Source organism: Brevibacillus fluminis (genome assembly GCF_003710825.1).
GTDB classification, from domain to species: domain Bacteria; phylum Bacillota; class Bacilli; order Brevibacillales; family Brevibacillaceae; genus Brevibacillus_D; species Brevibacillus_D fluminis.
Genome location: NZ_RHHQ01000003.1, coordinates 13,672 through 33,598, shown reverse-complemented (window position 1 = coordinate 33,598; position 19,927 = coordinate 13,672). Strand labels below are relative to the sequence as shown.

The following is a 19,927-nucleotide window of genomic DNA, read 5'->3' as shown; positions in this document are numbered from 1 at the left end:
TCGGAAAATAAGCGCGATTATCTCCATATAGAAGAGAAGAAAGGGGAGAGACATGTCGCCAACTCCGGGCAGTATTTTACGTATTGAAAGCTATAAGCACGACCAATCGCTTCATCGTTCATGGGACAAGACAACGCTGATACATACAAGTGACGCGGTGGTGATTGCTGGTAATGACCGTGTAAAAGTGACGGAAGCAGACGGCCGGGAGTGGCGTACGCGTGAGCCAGCCATTTGCACATTTGGCCGGGGGCAGTGGTTTAATACGATCGCCATGATCCGCGATGATGGGATCTATTATTACTGCAACATCGGATCTCCGTTCAGTCTGAAAGGAAATTTTCTCAGCTATATCGATTATGACCTGGATGTGAAAGTGTTCCCAGATATGACGTACTCCATCCTCGATGAAGAGGAATTCCGTATGCACAGTGAGCAGATGAATTATCCTCCGTTTGTTGTGGAGCGCGTCCGAACAGCATTAGATGATGTATTGCAATGGGTTCGGCTCAGACGCGGTCCGTTCCAAAGCGGATTCGTCCAGCGCTGGTATGAGCGTTACCAGCTTGTCCGACAGGATGAAGAGTAAATCCTTTTCCCGTTCATAACGGGAGAAGGATTTTCTTTTCGGCAGCTGAACTTGCATTTTTGTGCAGGTGTGATGTAAGATGATCATCAAACGATTTTCAGGGGTGTTTTCAATGTCAGTGATGAACATGAAACGATTTACCCAACTTCATCATCATCCATAGGCGTTTGTATCACGGTGCATGTTGGCCGTAGGTGCAAGCGCTATTCGTGCTTGTACCTACGGCGCTTCTAATAAGCCATGTAGGTATTTTGTTACCTGCATGGCTTTTTCTATTTTGCTCAAGATGAAGAGGGAGGAATGTGAGATGCAGCTTGAATTGCGGAATGTGAAAGGGACAAAGGATTACTTGCCAGAGGAGCAAAGGGTGCGCGCGTTCATCCGAAATACATTGGAGCGTGTGTTCCTTACGTACGGCTGCAAGCCGCTGGAAACGCCGATGCTGCAATACTACGATCTGCTGGCATCCAAATATGGCGGGGGCGAAGAGATTCTCAAAGAAGTTTACAAGCTCCAAGACCAGGGCCAGCGGGACCTTGCAATGCGCTACGATTTAACGATCCCGCTTGCGAAGGTCATCGGGATGAACCCGGAAATGCGGCTGCCGTTTAAGCGCTATGAGATTGGCAAGGTGTTTCGCGACGGTCCGATCAAGCTGGGCCGGTTTCGCGAATTTACACAGTGTGACGTAGATGTCGTCGGCGTTCCGTCCGTGATCGCAGAGGCGGAGCTGATGACGATGGCAGCGGATGCATTTGCGCAGCTTGGGCTATCCGTGGTCATTTCATACAACAATCGCAAGCTGTTGACCGGGGTTCTCGCAGCGCTTGCGGTTGAGGAGGAGCAATGGGAAGGCGCTATGCTATCGCTCGATAAGTGGGAAAAAATCGGTGCCGAAGGCGTGCGCAAAGACATGGAGGAAAGAGGAATCGGACGTGCCGCCATCGACAGCTTGCTTGCCTTTATCATGGATGAGCAGGAAAAAACAGTTGCTTATTTGGCCAGCCGGTTCGCCGATTCCGCACTGGTGCAGGAAGGAGCAGCCGAGCTTGCGCAGCTGGCTGAATATCTCATCGCGGCGGGAATCGCCGACCAAACCCAATTCACTCCGTTTTTGGCCCGCGGGCTCAGCATTTATACCGGCACCGTGTATGAGATCTTTTTACGGGATGGCTCGATCACATCAAGCATCGGCAGCGGGGGACGCTATGACCGGATTATCGGCCAGTTTTTGCAAAACGGAAAAGAGTATCCAGCTGTCGGCATCTCATTTGGGCTGGACGTGATTGCCACAGCGCTTCTGCAAAAGGATCGGGAGGTTGAAGAGGAGGAGCTCCGGGTCTTTTTCATCCCGATCGGCACGGAAAAGGAGAGCATGGCGATGGTCCAATTCTTGCGCAAGGCGGGGATACGAACAGAGCTAGAGCTGACCGGCAAGCGCATGAAAAAGGCGCTTGATTACGCCAACAAAGAAGGCTTCCCCTTTGTCTTGATTTATGGCGAAACAGAAGCGCAGAACGGGGTGGTTGTCCTGCGCAGCATGCGGGAGGGCGTGGAACAAAAAGTTGCCCAAGATGAGCTCGTGTCTGTGTTACAAAAGCTTTTGTAATGCCTGTGAAAAGCGTTCAATCGCCTCGTCGATCAGGTGAAGCGGCGCGTGACCGTACGTGAAGCGCACATAGCCTTCTTTGCTGCCCAGTACATTCCCTGGCACATAGACGACGCCCGCGCGTATCGCTTCCTTCAATAACGGGGTATCCTTGACCGGTGCTTTTACCTTGCACCACAGATGGATGCCGCCATCCGGCTGTTGGGTGTCGACCTGTCCCTTCAGGTGGCGGGTCAAGGCGGAGAGGATCGCATCGCGCTTATGGTGCAGCGCATCCGTCAACAGCTCGATGTGCGCGTCGAATTCGGCGGAAGCGAGAAAGCGTTGAGCGATCCACTGCGGAAAGATGCTGTGGCCGAAATCGACCTGCTGTTTGGCATCCGCCAATCGCTGGATGACCGTCTGCGGCCCGATCACCCAGCCGATCCGTAGGCCAGACGCCACGATTTTGGTCAGCGAGCTGATGTAGAGCACCGTTCCATGTCGATCGAGTGACTTGAGCGTCGGCATTTGTTGGCCAGCAAAGGTAATCAGGCTGTACGGGTCATCCTCGACGATCGGAATGCCGTATTCGGTGGAAATGTCCAGCAGCCGAAGCCGTTTTTCCATCGACATCGTCGTTCCGGTCGGATTTTGATAGGTAGGATTGACGAAAACCATCTTGATCCGATGCTTGCGGTGAAGCGCGATGATCTCTTCCGGATTGATGCCGTCATGCTCCACGGGCAAAAGGAACGTCCGCAAGCCGGCAGATTGGAACAGCGGAAGTGAATAGGAATACGACGGATCTTCGATCGCGACCGCATCCCCTGGCTTCAACAGGCATTGCACCACCAAATGCAACGCTTGCTGCGCGCCCGATGTGATTAGGATAGAGTCTGGTGTCGCCTCAATCCGCTTGAGGCTGCTGACATGCTCACAAATCGTTTCCCGCAAAGGAAAATGGCCTTGGGGATGGTCATAGCCGAGATGACCGTCAAACTGCTGCGTCGCCATGATGGTCTGAAAGGACGCGGTCGGAAACAGGTCTGCCGATAGCTCGCCGCTCGCCAAATCGATCAAGCCGTTTTCCTGCGTCTCTTTGCGGATGCGCTGGATTAGCGGGAGATTGGGCAAAAACGAGCCGCTTTCCACGAGGTGGCGCCAGTTGGGCACGCGATTTTTGGTTAAGCCCCAAATGTCGTGGCTGACGCGTGTCCCGCTGCCTTGGATGCTTTCCACCAGCCCTGCGGCGCGGAGCTCTTCGTAAGCAGCGACGATTGTGCTGCGATTCACGTTGAGCTCACGGGCCAGCGTCCGTTCCGACGGGAGAAAGCTGCCTGCGGGAAACTCGCCGTACGAGATGCGCCGCTCCAGATGTTCGGCGATTTGCTTATAAAAAGGGGTGCCCTTTTGCTGGGTAGGTTTCCAATCCATCCGTTCCATGACCGCCTTTACCAATTCCGTGTTTTGTCTCCTTATTATAGGGAAAATGGACGGGCGATGAAAAGCGGGACAAGGCAAAACGGCAAGACGGTTCAAAGTCGCTTCCAAAGAGACAAAACGGGAGGAAAGGTGTAGAATTTGGAAAGAAGAGGAGGGATGGCATGAACAATATAAAACGCTACATGAAATTCGTCATGCCCTACTGGAAACAGATCGTGCTTACCATTTTTATCGGGATTTTGAAATTCGGGATTCCGCTCCTGCTCCCGCTGATGATCAAATACATTCTCGATGACCTTCTGCCAAGCCAGATTCCGGCGGATGTAAAAATGAAGCAGCTGTTTTGGCTTATGATCGGGGCTCTTTTTGTCTTTACCGTTGTCCGCGCGCCTGTGGAATATTACCGGCAATACTATGCGCAATGGGTGTCAAGCAGGGTTCTCTACGACATCCGCAATCAGCTATTCACGCACATTCAGCGCCTGTCGATGCGGTATTACAACAATCACAAGGTGGGCGAGGTTATTTCGCGCGTGATCAACGACGTTGAGTCGACGCGCAGCTTTATCGAGACGGGTTTGATGAACATTTGGCTCGACATGATCACAATCGCGTTGACCGCCTGTATCATGCTGTCAATGGATACGACCTTGACGCTGGCCTCGCTCCTGGTCTTTCCGTTGTACGGCTTCTCCGTAAAGTTTTTCTACAAGCGGCTGCGCCAGCTGACACGCGACAGGGCCGCAGCTTTGGCGCAGGTCCAAGGCCATCTGCATGAGCGTGTGAACGGAATTCCCGTCATTCGCAGCTTTGCGCTGGAGGAATACGAGGAAAAGCAGTTTGACAAGCAGAACGGCAATTTCCTTTCCAAAGCTTTTGCTCAAACGCGCTGGAATGCGTACACATTTTCCGTGGTCAATTCAATTACGGATATTGCGCCGCTTTTGGTGATCTGGATCGCCGGCTATCAGGTGATCGCGGGGGGCTTAAGCATTGGGACGATGGTCGCGTTTTACGCATATTTGGAGCGGCTGTACACGCCGCTGCGCCGTCTGGTCAATTCCTCTACCACGCTGACGCAGGCAACCGCGGCAATGGATCGGATGTTTGAATTCATCGATGAAAAGTATGATATCACAGACAAGCCGGGGGCGGGCGTGCTGCCCGTGGTGCCGGATACCGGACGCATACGCGGGGAAATCCGGTTTGAGCATGTATCGTTTCGGTACCGCGAAGAAGGGGATTACGTGCTCGATGACATCGATCTGGTGATCCGGGCGGGCGAAACGGTGGCGATCGTCGGCATGTCAGGCGGGGGCAAATCGTCCTTGATCAGCCTGCTGCCGCGCTTTTGGGATGTGACGGAAGGGCGCATCACCATCGACGGAGTGGATATCCGCGATGTGACTCAGCAAAATTTGCGAAACCATATCGGCATCGTGATGCAGGACAACATTTTGTTCAGCGAGTCGGCGCGCGTAAACATCATGATGGGCAATCCAAATGCCTCCGAGAAAGAGATGATCGATGCAGCCAATGCGGCGAACGCGCACCAGTTTTTGCTGGATCTGCCGGAAGGCTATGAAACTGAGCTGGGTGAGCGAGGGGTTAAGCTGTCAGGCGGCCAGAAGCAGCGGGTGGCAATCGCGCGCGTGTTTTTAAAAAATCCGGGCATTCTCATTCTGGATGAGGCCACCTCGGCGCTCGATCTGGAATCGGAACACATGATTCAGGAATCATTGGCAAAACTTACATTAGATCGGACAACAATCATCGTTGCCCACCGCCTGTCGACGATTACCCACGCCGACAAGATCATCGTGATGAAGGAAGGGCGAATCGTGGAGATGGGACGGCACGAGGAGTTGCTGGCGAAGGAAGGCGTGTACCACACGCTATGGAATGTGCAAGATTTTGGTGTGCCAGCAGAATCCACACCTGCAACATGAATGTAACGTGCCCTGCAAGATAGGAGTGGAGCTTCGTGGAAGTGTGGAAACGCAATCTGTACGTGCTATGCGTCGCCGTGTTTGTCGTCATGATGGCGATGAGCATGATTATGCCGTTTTTGCCTCTCTATATTCATCAAGATTTTGGGATCGAGGACGAAAATAAAGTGACGCTATGGGCCGGAATCATTTTCGGCTCCAACTTTTTGACGGCGGGGATCGTCTCGCCGATTTGGGGCAGGCTGGCAGACCGTTATGGTCGCAAAATTATGGTGCTGCGCTCCGGCTTTTTCATGGCGATTACGGTCGCACTAACCGGATTCGCCCAAACCATGTGGCAGCTGCTCGCGCTGCGGCTCTTGAACGGAACGATGAGCGGATTCATCCCGTCGTGCACCGCGCTGGTTGCCTCCAGCGTCCCGCGCGAAAATTCGGGGTGGGCACTTGGCATCCTTCAGTCGTCTGCGGTGGCAGGCTCCATCATGGGACCGCTGATCGGCGGCATTTTGGCGGATCGCATCGGGTTCCGCATGATTTTTGTTTTTACGGGTGCCTTGCTGCTGCTGGCCACCCTTTTGGTGTTGGTAACGGTGAAGGAGCAGTTTGTTCCGCCTGCCAAGCAGGAAAAAACCAGCTTCCGCGAGGACACGCGCCAAATTTTCTCGCTGAAGATGATGCCGGCGATTTTCGGTGTGACGGTCATGATCCAGTTCGCCCTGTTCAGCATCGTTCCTGTGCTGCCGCTCTATATTCAGAGCTTGCTTGAATCACCGGAAAACGTCGCATTTTACGCTGGCATCGTTGCATCTGCGATGGGCATCGCCAATGTGCTGTCTGCTCCGCAGTTGGGCAAGCTGGGGGATCGCTTTGGCCCGAACAAAGTCTTGCTGATCTGCCTCGCGATCGCTGCAGTTCTGTTTATTCCGCAAGCGATGGTGACAAGCATCTGGCAGCTGGTAGCACTACGCTTTCTGCTCGGGCTGTGTCTTGGGGGGCTGCTGCCTTCCGTCAACTCGCTTCTGCGGCGAATCACGCCTACGCACATGGTGAGCCGTGTGTACGGCTTCAACAACAGCTTCGTTTGTCTCGGAAACTTGTTCGGCCCGATCACAGGCGGCTTCATCGCGAGCACCATTGGCTTGCGAAGTGTTTTCTACGTGACGAGCGGACTGCTGTTCCTCAATGCGATCTGGGTCGCTGTCAGCCTGTACCGCGCGCCTTTGGCGAAAGAGGGAAAGGAATTGTAACGTTTTTCCTGTCCATAACGTCTACGTTAGCAGGGAGTGATTGGAAAATGAAAAAATGGAAATTATTTTTCGTATTTGGGCTCATTCTCCTGCTCGCCGCAAGCGGTTGCTCGGGCAAAACCCCTGTGACGCCGCAGAAGCCAAACGCCGGCTCCACACATACAACCAAGCCTGAGACACCCACTGCCGAAGAGTCGGAGAAGTATATGCAAATGGATGAAGCGACGGCGGTTGAAATGACAGCAAGCGCAATCAAAACATACTGGCACGTGATGACAGGAGGCAAACCTGCTGAGGATGGTGCACCGGTACAAACGTTTCTGGTCGACGGAATGGAATACCGTTATCTCGGAAGCGATCTGGACACCATGGAAAAACTACGGGCCTATCTGGGCCAATACTTCACGGGTAAAGCGGTGGATGCATTCATCGAGCATGCCCGCATTATCGTGCAGGAAGGGCGAACGGCCCAACCGAACGCGGACGGCGGCAGCATCCTGCAATGGGACAAAGCGACGGCCGAGCTAGCCAAAGAGTCGGAGAATATGAAGCAATACGAGATGAAGGTGCCGGTCGGCGAGGGAAAAGAAGTCCAGTTTCAACCGGTCATGGTGGAAATGAAGCGGGAAAAGGGAAAAGCCTGGCTCATCAACACGCCCCCTCATGAATTAAAGTAGTCTTGCCGATAGAAGAAACAGGTGCCCTTTTGAGGAAAGATATTCCTTTTGGGGAGGCCGATTCTTATCGACAAGTGAGCGGCTTGGCGTTGTCCGAAGGTAGGCGAGCTCGGACGCTCTTTAGGAGGATGAAGCGTGTGGCAGTAGAGACGAGGGTTGATTTTCACTTTTGCGGCGGCGATACCGTCTCCATCATCACCACTGAACCGGAAGAAATTATCCAAATGGTTGCGAATCAAAGTGATGGATGGCTGCAATACGATGACATCGTCATCAACGTGAGAAACATTTCGTACATTAAAGTCCGTGCTTTAGACTAGCGGGCAGAAGAAAAAAGCACTCGGCTCGGGTGCTTTTTTCTTTTTACCATGAAGCGATTCATCTACGCTTTTTGCTGTTGAGCAATCATATCTTTGAGCAGCTGATGCTTTTGGGTAGTCATGGCGAAAACCTCATCAAAAGCGGTAGGCAAAAACTTACCGAGCACCTCCAGCCCTTCTTGCGTGATGCCGCCTTTTGTGGCGACGCGCTCGATCAGCTGGTCAAAGCCGAGGTTCTCCGCTTGCAGCAGCGTCGCTGTACCCAGCAACGTTTCGACCAAATAGCGGCGCGTCTGCTCGATGGACAATTCCGGCGTATGGCGCGTACCTGCCTGTGCGAACTGCTCCAGAATTCCGGCAATCAGTCCCGGCGCACTGCTCGTGAGGATGGTGGCCGTCTCAATCGTCGATTCGTTCACTTCCTCTGGTTTGCCCAAATGGTCGAGCAGGCTGATCAGCGCCTCGCGGTCGGGGGCTGAGACGGAACGGTGGCAGCAATAGAGTGACACGCCATGCAGCTCCTGCGAGGTGACGGTTGGAATCAGCTTGGAGACGGGGCCGGCATAACGGGAGGCCAAATCACCCAGGCTGACGCCGGCTGCAGCGGACACAAGATGCGCTTGCACCGTCTGATCCTTTGCGATTTCATCGACAACAGGCAAAATGTCGAGCGGTTTCGTGCACAAAAACAGCACGTCCACCTTTTCGGCACATTCGTGAACCGAATCGCATACGATGAACGGCCAGTCCTTGGCGAAGGCTTCTGCTTTTTCACGTGTGCGATTATAGACATAGAGTGAGTCGGCAGAAGCAGCTTTGCTGCGGGTGAAGGCTTTCACCAGCATTTGGCCGATGCTGCCCAGCCCGATGATACCGATTTTCATTGTAAGCGACCGCCCTTTCATTTTCTCATTCATCTATTATAAGCAAAGAAAGAGAAAATGAAAAAGTGTTAGGAATGCGCTATGATAACCATAAAGAAACACGCATGTTTCAGTTGGGAGAGTGGGGAAGCGCATGTTTAAAAAAATCATGGCAAAATTCGGCATCGGTGCTGCCACGGTCGATTTGCGCCTGGATCGGGAAGCATTCCGGCTGGGCGAGACGATTACGGGGATGATTCATATCGAGGGTGGCGCGGTCGAGCAGCGAATCTCGCAGCTTTCCGTGGCGCTTGTGCTCAAAGCAAACGTAAAAGGCAGCGTCGTGACCCGTGTTGTCGCAACGATTCCGGTGCTGCAGCACTTTATCGTGCAGCCGAAGCCATCTACACAAGAAGTTCCGTTCTACTATGAGCTCCCCAAAGAGCTGGCGATTTCGACACCGGCGATCGGGTATCACCTGCAAACCGTGCTGGATGTAGAGCTGGCTGTTGATCCGACCGATTTGGATCGCGTCACGGTGCTGCCCACAGCGGATGTTCAGCAAGTGTTCTACGCATTCGAGCAGCTGGAATTGCGCCAAAAGGCAAGCTCCGGCAAATTGACCCGCTTTGGCCAAGAATTTTCGTTTTTCCCAGGACGTCCGTTTTCTGTGCCGCTGCAAGAGATCGGCGTGACATTTTCAGAGGCGGTCGAGGGCTTGCGTCTATTGCTCGAATTGGATGTCGCGCAGGCTGGATTGTTCCGGCGCGAGCGTGAGCACCGGGCGGAAATCGTCATCCCGCGTGAGTTGCTGCAGGAGGATACGTTGCCGCAGTTGATTGATTTTCTGTCAGATAAGCTCGAACAGTATTTACAAAATCCGGAGTCGATTCCATATGTATCGTATCCGCGGTACGGCGATCGCTACGATCACTCGCCTTCCTCTTTCGGCATTGGGGAGATGATGGGCGGTATGGCGGTTGGCTTGTTGGGAGGCATGCTGCTCAATGAGCTGATCGATGATGCTAGTGAGATTGCGGGTGACTCCTTGTTTGGCGATGACACTGGTATTTTCAGTGATGACGATACTTCCGCGGATGACGGTGGCAGTGATGGCGGAGATTTTGGTGGGTCTGACGATTTCGGCGGATTCGACGAATAAGAGTGGGTGGGCAGTCGGGCGCATCGGTTGCGCCCGCTGTCCTATTCTTGTAATGTCGATGGGTGATTCAGCTTTTGCTGCAGCGCGCAAGCCTTTTCCACCATTTTGCAGTTGGAGCTGTCTTGATTAGCCTGCGTCGTCAGCTTTTTGAAGCGACTGCGGGCTTCACTGATTTTATCGAGACCGTCAATCGGCAAGGCTGTGTCATAAGTAAGCCTCCTCTACTTAGTGACCCAGAGTCATATTTTATAATAGAGCATGGCAAAAGGGGTCTATTTCCACAAAAATGCACGGATGAACGCTGCCAAATGCCTGTTCCGATGCGGTCAGGCTACATAGTAATAGAGTAAGAGGAGGTGGATCTAGCGGGACAAAAAGTCTTTCTGAAATTGCACATCCTTTAAAGCACAAGTCTTCCAAGCGATTGCATCAGCCTTAAACATCAGGACACGGCTATGTCAGCCCTGATGGAACGACCTTCCCAAAAGAGCTGTATTCGTAAGCCTTACTCGTTCGGCATTCTATACGTTTACGACCAATGGTTTTATCAAGCATGTCCGCGCCGCGTATCACAGAAGTCGGACTACCAGCGCAGTCGGCGTTCGAGTTTTCTTGCAAGGCCAAGGATAAAAAGGGTAAACGAATCCCGGATGGTGGCGTCCGGGATTTGGCTTAGGCTGAACCGAAAGCGGAATTGCTGCATACGGATAAAAGAGGACACCGACGGAATCACGGACGGCGATGAGGTGAACACCACGCCGAAAGATACACTCTTGATCGATCCGACGCAAATTGAGCGGTACATTACCGCACGAACCAAGCGGTCATCCCTGTTGATTATGCCGGACAACCCGCCAGCCTGGATGAGATCAGAGAGATCACGCAGCAGTACGGCTTGGTCGTCATTGAAAATGCGGCACAGGCGTTTGGCACCGATGTAGCGGGCAAGAAGGTCAGAGATCGCCGCGGCCTATACCGAAGCGTTTCACCATTTGAAAGCGGTGAGCTGTCCGGTTGTACGCAAAGACGTGCGGTCCAGCTGGCATCTCTATGTCATTCATCTGCGCGAAGAGCTGCTAGCCGCAGATCGGCAGCGCATTTTCGCGGCACTGGAGGTAGAAAACATCGGGCTCAATGTGCATTATATCCCGGTTTACCTACATCCGTACTATCAATCGCTCGGCTATGAGCGCGGCATTTGTCCGCAAGCCGAGAAAAGCTATGAGCAAATCATTACACTCCCGCTGTTTCCGGCCATGAGCGACCAAGATGTTCAAGACGTGATCAATGCGGTAGAGAAAGTCATCCTTTATTACAGGGCAAAGGGGTTTTACGGATGAAGGCGACAGCGATTGTGCAGGCACGAATGGGGTCGACGCGTCTTCCCGGCAAGGTCATGCTGACATTGCAGGATAAAACGATGCTTGGTCATGTCATCACCAGATTGCAGCGGTCTCGCTGCTTGGATGAAATCGTTGTGGCGACCAGCGATTTGACGAGGGACCTCTCGATTGTAGAGGAGGCCAAACGATACAACGTTCAGGTTTTTGCCGGCAGCGAGCAACATGTGCTCGAGCGATACGTTCAAGCAGCGCGAGCGTTTCCGACTGATTTGATTGTCCGGATCACATCGGATTGCCCGCTGATTGATCCCGGGATTATCGATGAAATGGTCGAACAGTTCACCGGTGAAGCGAGTGCCTTTGATTATATGAGCAATACGCTTATGCGCAGTTTTCCGCTCGGGCTGGATGTGGAAATTTTTACCACACGAGCTTTGGAGGCAGCTTACCTGTTTGCTACGCATGCCGATGAACGGGAGCATGTCACCCCGTATTTGTACCGGCATCCCGAGCAGTTCCGCTTGGGGATGTATGCCAATCCTATCGATTACTCTGCTTATCGCTGGACGCTGGACACAGTGCAGGATTGGCGTTTCATCCAGGAGGTGTATCGTCACTTATATCCGTACAACCCGTCGTTTTCTTGGAAAGACGTCCTTGCCCTGCTGGCTCAAAAACCGGAATTGGCGAAAATCAATGCGGGTGTTCAACAAAAAGAGGCATAACGGATGAATTGTGAATATTCGGTCTGCTTCCACTGCGATGCGGATCGGTTCACGGGCAGCGGTCTACCGAATTGACAAGGGGTAAGTGCAAACTATCAGGCAGCGCGATGTCAAACTCAAACTGATGCTGATTGACGATCTCGGGAAGCTTGGCCTTGGCGTGTATGACTGCGACCGGCTCCTCAATTAAAATGTGTACGCAGCCAAGCTGAGCTGGCTTTGTGGCGATAAAAGATACCGGATCGCTTATTTGGATGAGAAAAACAAACGATCGGACTGATTGAAAATAGTTGCGTGCAAGAAAAAAGCTGAACCGGTGGAAAACCGATTCAGCTTTTTCGCGTTGTGCTACCGACGATTTAATCATCGTCAGAAGAGCTATTGAAGATCCATACGTACTTGATCAACTCAAGCAGAGAGATCAGGGCTGCAGCTACATAGGTGAGAGCTGCGGCGTTGAGTACCTTGCCCACGCCGTCTTCTTCCGAATTACGGATGAAGCCCATTTGAATCATCAGCGTGCGAGCACGGCTGCTGGCGTTGAACTCGACCGGCAGTGTGATCAGCTGGAACGCAACAGCTGCCGAGAAGAAGATGATCCCGAACAAAATCAGGTTCGGCTGATGCAGCAAGAAACCGGCGATCAGCAGCAGCGGCGCAATACCGGACGAAAAGTTGACGATCGGGAAGATGCGGTGGCGGGCCACCAGCATCGGATAGGATACTTTATGCTGAATGGCGTGCCCCACTTCGTGGCATGCCACCGATACGGCGGAAATCGATTGGCCAAGATATACCGGGTCTGAAAGACGTACGACGCGATCGATCGGGTCGTAGTGGTCTGTTAACGTGCCAGGGATGTGCTCGACAGGAATGTTAGACAAACCGTTGGCATCAAGCATGCGGCGGGCGGCCTCTGCCCCGGTCATTCCGGTGGACACAGGAACCTCGGCGAACCGATTGAACGTTCCCTTGACACGAAATTGCGCCCACAGCGACAGACCGAACGCAATCAAAATCAGAAAATCCATCGGATGAAAGAACATATACGGGTTCACTCCTTATTTTCTTGCTCCTACACTTGTTTTATACGAATGAACTGGCAGGAGGTTTCTAAAAAAATTGTACACTTCCTTTTAGTGAATGACAATATTCACATGTGTTTATATGTTTAAATTTTCGCTCGATAATGGCAACGATGAACTGCACCCAAGCAAAAAGGCAGAGGCTGAATTGCCCCTGCCCTTTATCATGTCCAAAGCAGGCAGAATGTCTGCAGTGTGTGGCGAGCCCGTTTTGCAGCACTTACGCTGTGTTTACTCGGTCGAAACGGATGGGTCAGCCTGATCGCGCTTCGGCGAAATCATGATGAAGTTCGCTTTTGGCTCGTCGATCAACCTCTGTACGCCGTTGGCTGCTTCATATTGTTCGGTGGCCAGCAGCTCTTCGCGATAAGCGGTCAGTAGCTCGCGTACATCAGCTTCGCCTTTTTGATCCAGATCGTAGATGAACACTTTGGCGCCTTTGGCGATGCGGCGGTTCAGCGCTTTGCGGTCAAAGCCAAGCTCCGGCTGCATACGGACATAAATCACGCCTCCGGTCATTCCGGCACACATCCATGGACCAGGATCGCCCAACACGACGGCGCGGCCATTCGTCATATACTCGAAAGCAAAGCCTTTAATATTCGCGCGTGCCCCAATTCCCCCGAGCTCATCGCGGAGCGGTTCAGTGATTTCGCCGCCAAAGACGACGTCAGCGCCAGACAGGCGGATGCATGCGCGGGAGTCGGCGTTGCCCTGTACAAGGAACAAACCTTTTTGTGCACCATAGCAGAAGCTTTTGCCGACAGAGCCGTCCAGATAGGCACCGTTTGCCCCTTTTGCTTTCAAAATGGAGACGCGTCCGCCGAATCCGGTTTTGCCCACGCCATCCTGTGCACCGCCTTCGACGCGAATGTTAACGCCTTGTGCGTTGTATGCTGCCAAACCGTTGCCAGGCACGCTGCCATCCGTAAAGGAAAGCGATACCTCGGGGAAAGCGGTGTAGCTGCCGTCCAGATGATTTTTTACGCGTTCGCCGGACCAGCGGCTGCCCAATACGCGCTCGCCGGAGAGGATGCGGCTGAATGTCTCCTGAATTGGGCGATCTGCGCTGAAATAACGGGTTACCTCGCTTTCGCCGATGGTGCCTGCCGCCACCAGCACATGTGCTGCTTCGTGGTCTGCCGTCCGCACGTCGTCTGCTTCATAGAGTGGATGAACGTTCAGCAGGCTGCTCAAATCGATTTTTTCCTGCAAGCGTGCCTGGATCAGCAGATCGGAGCGGCCGACGAGATCTTGCACGCGTGTAAAGCCGAGGGCAGCGGTGAGACGCTGCACTTCTTGCCCGAACAAAGTGAAGAAGTTTTTCAGACCGCCGACAGCGAGATCCAGTTCACGCGGAACGAAGCGGCGCAGCCCTTTTTCGTGCGCTTCATCTAGGGAGTCGATCTGTGTGGCGATCCCCACATGGCACGTATCCAGATGGCAACCGCGGCACGTCGTGCATCCTACGGCGATCATCGCCAGTGTGGCAAACCCGATCCGGTTGGCACCGAGCAGCATCAGCTTCACGACATCTGCTGCGCTTTTCACACCGCCGTCAGCCCAAAGCTCAACTTGCTGGCGTAAGCCCGCTTCGAGGAGGGCGTTGTGAGCCGCTTTGACACCGATTTCGGCCGGGAGTCCCACATGCTGCAGCGCATGCACGCGTGCAGCCCCTGTACCGCCATCGAACCCGGACAACGTGATAATGTCAGCACCTGCTTTGGCAATTCCGACCGCGATCGTTCCGATGTTTGGCACGATCGGCACTTTCACGCATACTTTGGCGTGGCTGTTCGCGGTTTTCAATTCCGTGATCATTTGCGCCAAATCTTCAATCGAGTAAATGTCATGGTTGTTGGATGGGGAAATAAGGTCGGACCCGACTGTCGCATTGCGCGCTGCCGCGACTTTCTCCGTCACTTTGGATGCCGGAAGATGTCCACCCTCACCCGGCTTCGCCCCTTGGCCGATTTTAATTTCCAGCAGGTTGGTGGAATTGGCTAGTTCGATGTTTACACCGAAGCGGCCGGAAGCAATCTGCATGCCGCGCGTTTTTTTGTATCTACCTAGCATGTCTTTGATTTCGCCACCCTCACCGTTCATGCTCACCATGTTCAGCTGCTCAGCCGCTTCCGCATAGGCGCGGAACGCGGTTTCGTTTTGCGAACCGAACGACATGGAGGAAATGAGAAAAGGCAGCGAATGCTCTCCAACTGTGAGATCTACATCAGACGCAGCGATCGCACGATCAGTTTCCATAAAGGAGAAGTCTGTTAGGTGGCGCAAGGAAATCGGATTCTGACGCTCATTCTCCTCGATTTTTAGCGCATAGTCTGCATAAGGAATTTCGCCAGCGGCCACTTGACCGATCAGCTTCCATAAGCGCGGGAAGAGATGGAATGTCTTCGATTCGCGCGCTTGCTCATTGGCAAAATCCTGATAGCGACGGATACTGTCTTCCTGTAGGACGGCAAAGGAGGTGCCAGCCTCATCCGAGCCACAGAAGTTGACAATGGACAGCACATCTGCGACTTCATTATGCAAGCCGATGGAGGAGAACAGGCGGCCATAACCGCGCAGCTCGTGGATCCCGATGGTGGAAATCACCTTTTCCAGCCCTTTGTTCAAAGCCACGTACAGATTCGCAACCGAGCTTGCACCTGATTTGGCGAAAGCGGTGGCAAACATGCCATAAGGAGAAACGGCATCTGCGCCGAGACCCAATGCGAGCGCCAGATCGTGCAGACTGCGGATCGCGCCGGAGCGCAGCACAATGCTTGTTTGGCGGCGGTAGTTGCGGATTTCCTCCGATGCAGCCGATTTGAGCGAACGATCGATCTGTCCGACAGCAAGCAACGGATCGATCCAATAGCGGTTGTCGCGGTGGCAGTCCGAATCATCGAGGAGCAAGATGACAGCGCCATTTTCAACGGCCGTCTGAGCTTCTTTGGCGAGGCGAGCGAGGCCTGCTGCCAAACCTTCCTCAAGCGAGTAGGAAGTGGAGAGAATCACGATGCTGCTCGGATGGTCATTGAATGTATGGATGACTTGCTCTAAGGTAAAAGTGCCCTGCGCACCGGCTGTTTGCTGGAGCGACTGCCCTTCGAACAAAAGCGGCGACGGAAGCTCCATGCGCTTTCCATCGGTTTGCTTCGCTGCGAACGGAGCCCGTGCCCCAAGAATGACGCGTGTGGAAAAGTGTTCGATTTCGCGGTCGCGGTCGATTGCCGGATTGGTGACGACAGCGACGCTTTCTTTGATGAAGTCGGCCAAATTTTGACGTTCCTTGGAGAGAGCGGCGAGCGGGCCATCATGGCCGAGCGAGCGGATCTGCTCGGCGCCGCTTACCGCCATCTGCTCAATCAGCTGAATTTGCTCACGGTCCCAGCCAAACGCGCTATAAAAGGAAGAAGTTGGTTCAGCCGCGTCCGTTTCGCCTACTTGCAGGTCACAGGTGTAGCTATATGTCAGATGCTTGCGTTCGCCAGCAAAGGAAGCTTTTGCTTGGAAGCGCTCCAAGACAACCTGCTGCAGATCATGATGGTACAGCACTTCCACAGGGGATCCTGGCTCTAGTCGCAGTCCCACTTTTTCGCCGGGAGCGATCGATTTCGGCTCGGCCGTCATCAGCGAAACTGGCAGCACGCCTTGCTCGGAGGAGAAATACAGCGAGCTTTCGCTTTGCACCATCCAGAGCGGGCGTAGCCCCAGCGAATCAACACTGTAGACACATTCGTTGCCATAACGGGAAATAATGCCAGCAGGACCTTGGGCGAAATGGCCCCAAGCTTGGCGTAAATACACGTACAGATCCTGGAGATCATCTGAAAAGTTTTTCATTTCATGATGGATCGGTGGGAAAACGACTTCCATCGCTTCAAACAGGCTGAGTCCGTAGCGATTGATAAATGTTTCGATCGTGCGGTTGACGTTTTGCGAATCGCTTCCACCGTCGACCAGCGGTACATTCAGCATGCTTGCTTCTTCCTGAAGCTTGCTGATGGTGTTGATTTCGCCGTTATGACCGAGCAGTGAAAACGGTTGGACGCGGAAAAAGTTGGACAGGGTGTTGGTCGAATATCGGTTGTGACCGATCGTGACCGAAGAGGCAAACCCTTCATTGGAAAGATCAAGGAAATACAGCGGCAAAATGTTTGCTGCGCCCATCACCTTGTACACGGTTGAATGTTGGTTGAACGAAGCGACGTGCACGTTGTAGCTTGCTTCAATTTCGACGTGCGCATCGAAAAGCAGTGCGGAATAAGAGGCTCCAGCAGTGAATGATTCGCGTTCGGCAGGCATGACGGCGATTTGCCAGAACGACGGTTCATCTTGCTTTCCGTTTTTGCCGAGAACCCCTGAATTGACCACGTCGGTGTGTTCTAACAGAATATTCAGACCACATTTGGCGATAATTTGTCGAATGCCAGCTTTCACGGCTTCTTCATCATGTCCGTGGCGAGGAACGAAGATATGAGCGATAGCGAATCCCGGATCGCCAACGAGGGAAGGATCAAGTGCAGCTGCATCCAGATGGGAAGCCCAAAGTGCGCGAGGCAGGTCGGTCAAAATCCCGCAGCCGTCTCCCTCGCCGTCGATAAAGCCAGAACGATGCTCCATTTGAATCAGCGAGCGAATGGTTTCGTCAACATTGCGACGGGAAGGGATTCCTGATTTTTCAACGATGCTGATAATGCCGCAGCTATCGTGCTCAATGTCGCGGTACCCTTCAAAACGTTGGATAATCTCTCTATGGTCTCTTTTTTTCATACTCTGATCGGCTTTTTAAAACCGATCCTCCACCTCCTTTAAAGAATGACAGGCTTAGAAAGCGCTGCTGCGAGACAAGAATTGTTTAAAAATTCTTATCAGTACAAAAAAAGTATCATAAGGATAACACGAATATTCTGAAGATACAACCTGAGATTGGCTAATTATACAAATGTAAGCGTTTTTATACAAATTAATTTTTTAGCAATTTTGTGACATGTATTATCGAATGGTTATTATTCACGTACGTTCATTTTTAAATTAATAAAAACGTTCGTTTTTATACCGGTAAAATCAGTAAAAAATTTTGTGTTATAACAGTAAGTACGTCGCATGAACAAATGAAAATTTTCTGTAATATCTGTAAAATGAATATAATATGCAAATAGGATGAATTTTTATGTAAAAAACGAGGCACTCTGCACGCTGTTTAGCGCCCGGAGTGCCTCGTAAATGTCTTATGAATCCTGCTTTTGGCCCTTATGGTGCTCGGTTTTACGCGGATTTTGAAATCCGGTTACTTCAAGCATTTTTGAACTCATTTTTGAATCCAATGTTTGCTCAGGTGCTTGAGGATAGCTTTTTTCGCCTTTTGACATATGGCACCTCCTGATCATAATAAGAGACATTTCACTCCTAGTATGTCTTAGAACACGAGGCAGGCTTTCGGAAATTGCTGGTGATTAACGCGTGCTAGCCAATGCTGCGAAAGAACGGTCCACTGCAGCGAGCGTTTCGCGCACATCCGCTTCTGTGTGAGCGGTGGTGATGAACCATGCCTCGTATTTGGACGGAGCCAGGCAGATCCCTTCCTCGAGCATCAAGCGGAAAAAGCGGCCGAACGTCTCGCTGTCTGCCGTTTGCGCATCATCGTAGTTGACGACTTCTTTGTCCGTGAAATAAACAGCGAGAGCGCCTTTGACACGATTCAACTGGATGGGTACGCCATGTTTGGCAGCTGCCGAGCGGATTCCGTCCTCCAGAATGGCGCCAAGGCGATCGAGCTCTTCGTACACGCCAGGCTGTTTCAGCACTTCCAGGCAAGCGATGCCCGCTTGGATCGAAGCTGGGTTACCGGCCATTGTTCCCGCTTGGTATGCAGGGCCGAGCGGTGCAACTTGCTCCATGATGTCTTTGCGTCCGCCGTAAGCGCCGATCGGCAGGCAGCCGCCGATGATTTTGCCCAATGCCGTCAGGTCCGGTGTGACGCCGAGCAAGTTTTGCGCACCGCCGTAGCAGAAGCGGAAGCCCGTGATTACCTCATCGTAAATGACGAGCGCGCCTGCTTCATGCGTCAAACGGTTCACTTCTTCGAGGAAGCCTGGCTTTGGTTCGACGATCCCGAAGTTGCCGACAATCGGCTCGACCAGAACCCCTGCAACTTCACTGCCCCACTTTTTGATTGCGTCTGCATAGGCGTCGATATCATTGAACGGAACGGTGATCACTTCATTGGCAATGCTTTGCGGAATACCTGCGCTGTCTGGAATTCCAAGCGTGGAAGGGCCGGAGCCCGCTGCCACCAGCACGAGATCGGAGTGACCGTGATAGCAGCCGGCGAACTTGATGATTTTGATTCGATTGGTATAGGCGCGGGCCACGCGAATGCACGTCATGACGGCTTCGGTACCCGAATTGTTGAAGCGGATTTTTTCCATCGATGGGATCGCTTCGCGAATCATTTCCGCAAATTGGACTTCCCACGGGGTCGGTGTTCCGTATAGGGTGCCGTTTTCCGCAGCGCGAACGATCGCCTTGGTGATATGTGGATGCGCATGGCCGGTGATGATCGGGCCGTATGCCGCCAAGTAGTCGATGTAACGGTTGCCGTCGACATCCCAGAAATAAGCTCCTTGGGCACGTTCCATCGCGACAGGAGCGCCGCCGCCAACCGCTTTGAACGAACGGGACGGGCTGTTTACGCCGCCGACGATGCAATCCAGAGCTTTTTCATGAAGACGGGCTGAATTCTCGTGATTCATAAATCATTCCTCGCTTTTTTTCCGAAATGGTATCACCGAATATGATAACACATTTAAGCAAGCGGGGAAGGTCTGGGGCTCCGCGGCTGTCATCCCAGGTCGCATAGGTGAAGTTTCTATATATAGAAGAGATCATCTATTTGCTGGTTATCATGCCTGCTTTTTCGTAACGAGCAGA

Annotated in this window: 16 protein-coding genes and 1 pseudogene; 10 read left to right on the top strand and 7 right to left on the bottom strand. The window is 52.7% G+C overall.

Translation table 11 applies throughout. The annotated features are described in order from the left end of the window. Window positions 1-52 precede the first annotated feature (52 nt). The gene (locus EDM56_RS00780; RefSeq protein ID WP_122915974.1) at window positions 53-589 is read left to right on the top strand and encodes a DUF402 domain-containing protein; all 537 of its coding nucleotides are present in this window, start codon (window positions 53-55) and stop codon (window positions 587-589) included. 307 nt (window positions 590-896) lie between these two features. Beyond that, entirely contained in the window at window positions 897-2,198 is a 1,302-nt protein-coding gene (locus EDM56_RS00775) for a histidine--tRNA ligase (protein ID WP_122915973.1), read from the top strand. Here the strand turns inward: EDM56_RS00775 and pdxR are convergent. Next, window positions 2,181-3,614 (bottom strand): MocR-like pyridoxine biosynthesis transcription factor PdxR, encoded by a 1,434-nt coding sequence (pdxR, locus tag EDM56_RS00770; RefSeq protein ID WP_122916245.1) that lies wholly within the window; start codon window positions 3,612-3,614, stop codon window positions 2,181-2,183. The genes EDM56_RS00775 and pdxR overlap by 18 nt on opposite strands. 170 nt (window positions 3,615-3,784) lie before the next feature. On the opposite strand from pdxR, the gene EDM56_RS00765 reads away from it, so the two are divergent. From EDM56_RS00765 to EDM56_RS00750, 4 genes are all read left to right on the top strand, one after another. Then, window positions 3,785-5,572, top strand: a complete 1,788-nt coding sequence (locus tag EDM56_RS00765) for an ABC transporter ATP-binding protein (protein WP_122915972.1) — start codon at window positions 3,785-3,787, stop codon at window positions 5,570-5,572. A 35-nt stretch (window positions 5,573-5,607) separates the two neighbouring features. After that, window positions 5,608-6,819, top strand: a complete 1,212-nt coding sequence (locus EDM56_RS00760) for an MFS transporter (protein WP_122915971.1) — start codon at window positions 5,608-5,610, stop codon at window positions 6,817-6,819. Window positions 6,820-6,866: 47 nt separating this feature from the next. Continuing rightward, entirely contained in the window at window positions 6,867-7,496 is a 630-nt protein-coding gene (locus tag EDM56_RS00755; RefSeq protein ID WP_122915970.1) for a DL-endopeptidase inhibitor IseA family protein, read from the top strand. 128 nt (window positions 7,497-7,624) lie between these two features. After that, entirely contained in the window at window positions 7,625-7,816 is a 192-nt protein-coding gene (locus EDM56_RS00750) for a hypothetical protein (RefSeq protein WP_122915969.1), read from the top strand. A 62-nt stretch (window positions 7,817-7,878) separates the two neighbouring features. Here the strand turns inward: EDM56_RS00750 and EDM56_RS00745 are convergent, their stop codons facing one another. Next, window positions 7,879-8,700 carry a pyrroline-5-carboxylate reductase dimerization domain-containing protein gene (locus EDM56_RS00745; protein WP_122915968.1) on the bottom strand — a complete coding sequence of 274 codons (822 nt, stop codon included), beginning with the start codon at window positions 8,698-8,700 and terminating at the stop codon, window positions 7,879-7,881. 133 nt (window positions 8,701-8,833) lie between these two features. Between EDM56_RS00745 and EDM56_RS00740 the strand changes: the two genes are divergently transcribed. The 4 genes and pseudogenes from EDM56_RS00740 (at window position 8,834) to EDM56_RS00725 (ending at window position 11,909) form a co-directional block, all read left to right on the top strand. After that, complete coding sequence (locus EDM56_RS00740; protein ID WP_122915967.1) at window positions 8,834-9,841, top strand: sporulation protein; 1,008 nt, start codon at window positions 8,834-8,836, stop codon at window positions 9,839-9,841. 826 nt (window positions 9,842-10,667) lie between these two features. Further along, window positions 10,668-10,736, top strand: a pseudogene (locus EDM56_RS32190) (hypothetical protein); the annotation flags it as partial. Window positions 10,737-10,842: 106 nt separating this feature from the next. Further along, window positions 10,843-11,181, top strand: a complete 339-nt coding sequence (locus tag EDM56_RS00730) for a DegT/DnrJ/EryC1/StrS family aminotransferase (RefSeq protein WP_246009225.1) — start codon at window positions 10,843-10,845, stop codon at window positions 11,179-11,181. Next, complete coding sequence (locus EDM56_RS00725) at window positions 11,178-11,909, top strand: cytidylyltransferase domain-containing protein (protein ID WP_122915965.1); 732 nt, start codon at window positions 11,178-11,180, stop codon at window positions 11,907-11,909. The genes EDM56_RS00730 and EDM56_RS00725 overlap by 4 nt, the downstream gene beginning before the upstream one ends. Before the next feature lie 49 nt (window positions 11,910-11,958). Here EDM56_RS00725 and EDM56_RS00720 read toward each other — a convergent pair whose 3' ends face one another. The 5 genes from EDM56_RS00720 to EDM56_RS00705 form a co-directional block, all read right to left on the bottom strand. Beyond that, the gene (locus EDM56_RS00720) at window positions 11,959-12,276 is read right to left on the bottom strand and encodes a hypothetical protein (RefSeq protein WP_122915964.1); all 318 of its coding nucleotides are present in this window, start codon (window positions 12,274-12,276) and stop codon (window positions 11,959-11,961) included. Further along, window positions 12,269-12,955, bottom strand: coding sequence for a zinc metallopeptidase (locus EDM56_RS00715; RefSeq protein WP_122915963.1), 687 nt, complete (start codon window positions 12,953-12,955; stop codon window positions 12,269-12,271). The genes EDM56_RS00720 and EDM56_RS00715 overlap by 8 nt, the downstream gene beginning before the upstream one ends. A 270-nt stretch (window positions 12,956-13,225) precedes the next feature. Then, window positions 13,226-17,767 (bottom strand): glutamate synthase-related protein, encoded by a 4,542-nt coding sequence (locus tag EDM56_RS00710; protein WP_122915962.1) that lies wholly within the window; start codon window positions 17,765-17,767, stop codon window positions 13,226-13,228. A 458-nt stretch (window positions 17,768-18,225) separates the two neighbouring features. Then, window positions 18,226-18,366 (bottom strand): hypothetical protein, encoded by a 141-nt coding sequence (locus tag EDM56_RS31295; protein WP_183192237.1) that lies wholly within the window; start codon window positions 18,364-18,366, stop codon window positions 18,226-18,228. An 84-nt stretch (window positions 18,367-18,450) separates the two neighbouring features. Beyond that, the gene (locus EDM56_RS00705; RefSeq protein ID WP_122915961.1) at window positions 18,451-19,749 is read right to left on the bottom strand and encodes a glutamate-1-semialdehyde 2,1-aminomutase; all 1,299 of its coding nucleotides are present in this window, start codon (window positions 19,747-19,749) and stop codon (window positions 18,451-18,453) included. Window positions 19,750-19,927 lie beyond the last annotated feature (178 nt).

Coding starts and splice junctions, on each gene's coding strand:
- EDM56_RS00775 (WP_122915973.1), top strand. CDS start 897: ATGCAGCTTGAATTGCGGAATGTGAAAGGGACAAAGGATTACTTGCCA.
- EDM56_RS00740 (WP_122915967.1), top strand. CDS start 8,834: ATGTTTAAAAAAATCATGGCAAAATTCGGCATCGGTGCTGCCACGGTC.
- EDM56_RS00715 (WP_122915963.1), bottom strand. CDS start 12,955: ATGTTCTTTCATCCGATGGATTTTCTGATTTTGATTGCGTTCGGTCTG.
- EDM56_RS00780 (WP_122915974.1), top strand. CDS start 53: ATGTCGCCAACTCCGGGCAGTATTTTACGTATTGAAAGCTATAAGCAC.
- EDM56_RS00750 (WP_122915969.1), top strand. CDS start 7,625: ATGAAGCGTGTGGCAGTAGAGACGAGGGTTGATTTTCACTTTTGCGGC.
- EDM56_RS00710 (WP_122915962.1), bottom strand. CDS start 17,767: ATGAAAAAAAGAGACCATAGAGAGATTATCCAACGTTTTGAAGGGTAC.
- EDM56_RS00725 (WP_122915965.1), top strand. CDS start 11,178: ATGAAGGCGACAGCGATTGTGCAGGCACGAATGGGGTCGACGCGTCTT.
- EDM56_RS00755 (WP_122915970.1), top strand. CDS start 6,867: ATGAAAAAATGGAAATTATTTTTCGTATTTGGGCTCATTCTCCTGCTC.
- pdxR (WP_122916245.1), bottom strand. CDS start 3,614: ATGGATTGGAAACCTACCCAGCAAAAGGGCACCCCTTTTTATAAGCAA.
- EDM56_RS00765 (WP_122915972.1), top strand. CDS start 3,785: ATGAACAATATAAAACGCTACATGAAATTCGTCATGCCCTACTGGAAA.
- EDM56_RS00705 (WP_122915961.1), bottom strand. CDS start 19,749: ATGAATCACGAGAATTCAGCCCGTCTTCATGAAAAAGCTCTGGATTGC.
- EDM56_RS31295 (WP_183192237.1), bottom strand. CDS start 18,366: ATGTCAAAAGGCGAAAAAAGCTATCCTCAAGCACCTGAGCAAACATTG.
- EDM56_RS00745 (WP_122915968.1), bottom strand. CDS start 8,700: ATGAAAATCGGTATCATCGGGCTGGGCAGCATCGGCCAAATGCTGGTG.
- EDM56_RS00720 (WP_122915964.1), bottom strand. CDS start 12,276: ATGATTAAATCGTCGGTAGCACAACGCGAAAAAGCTGAATCGGTTTTC.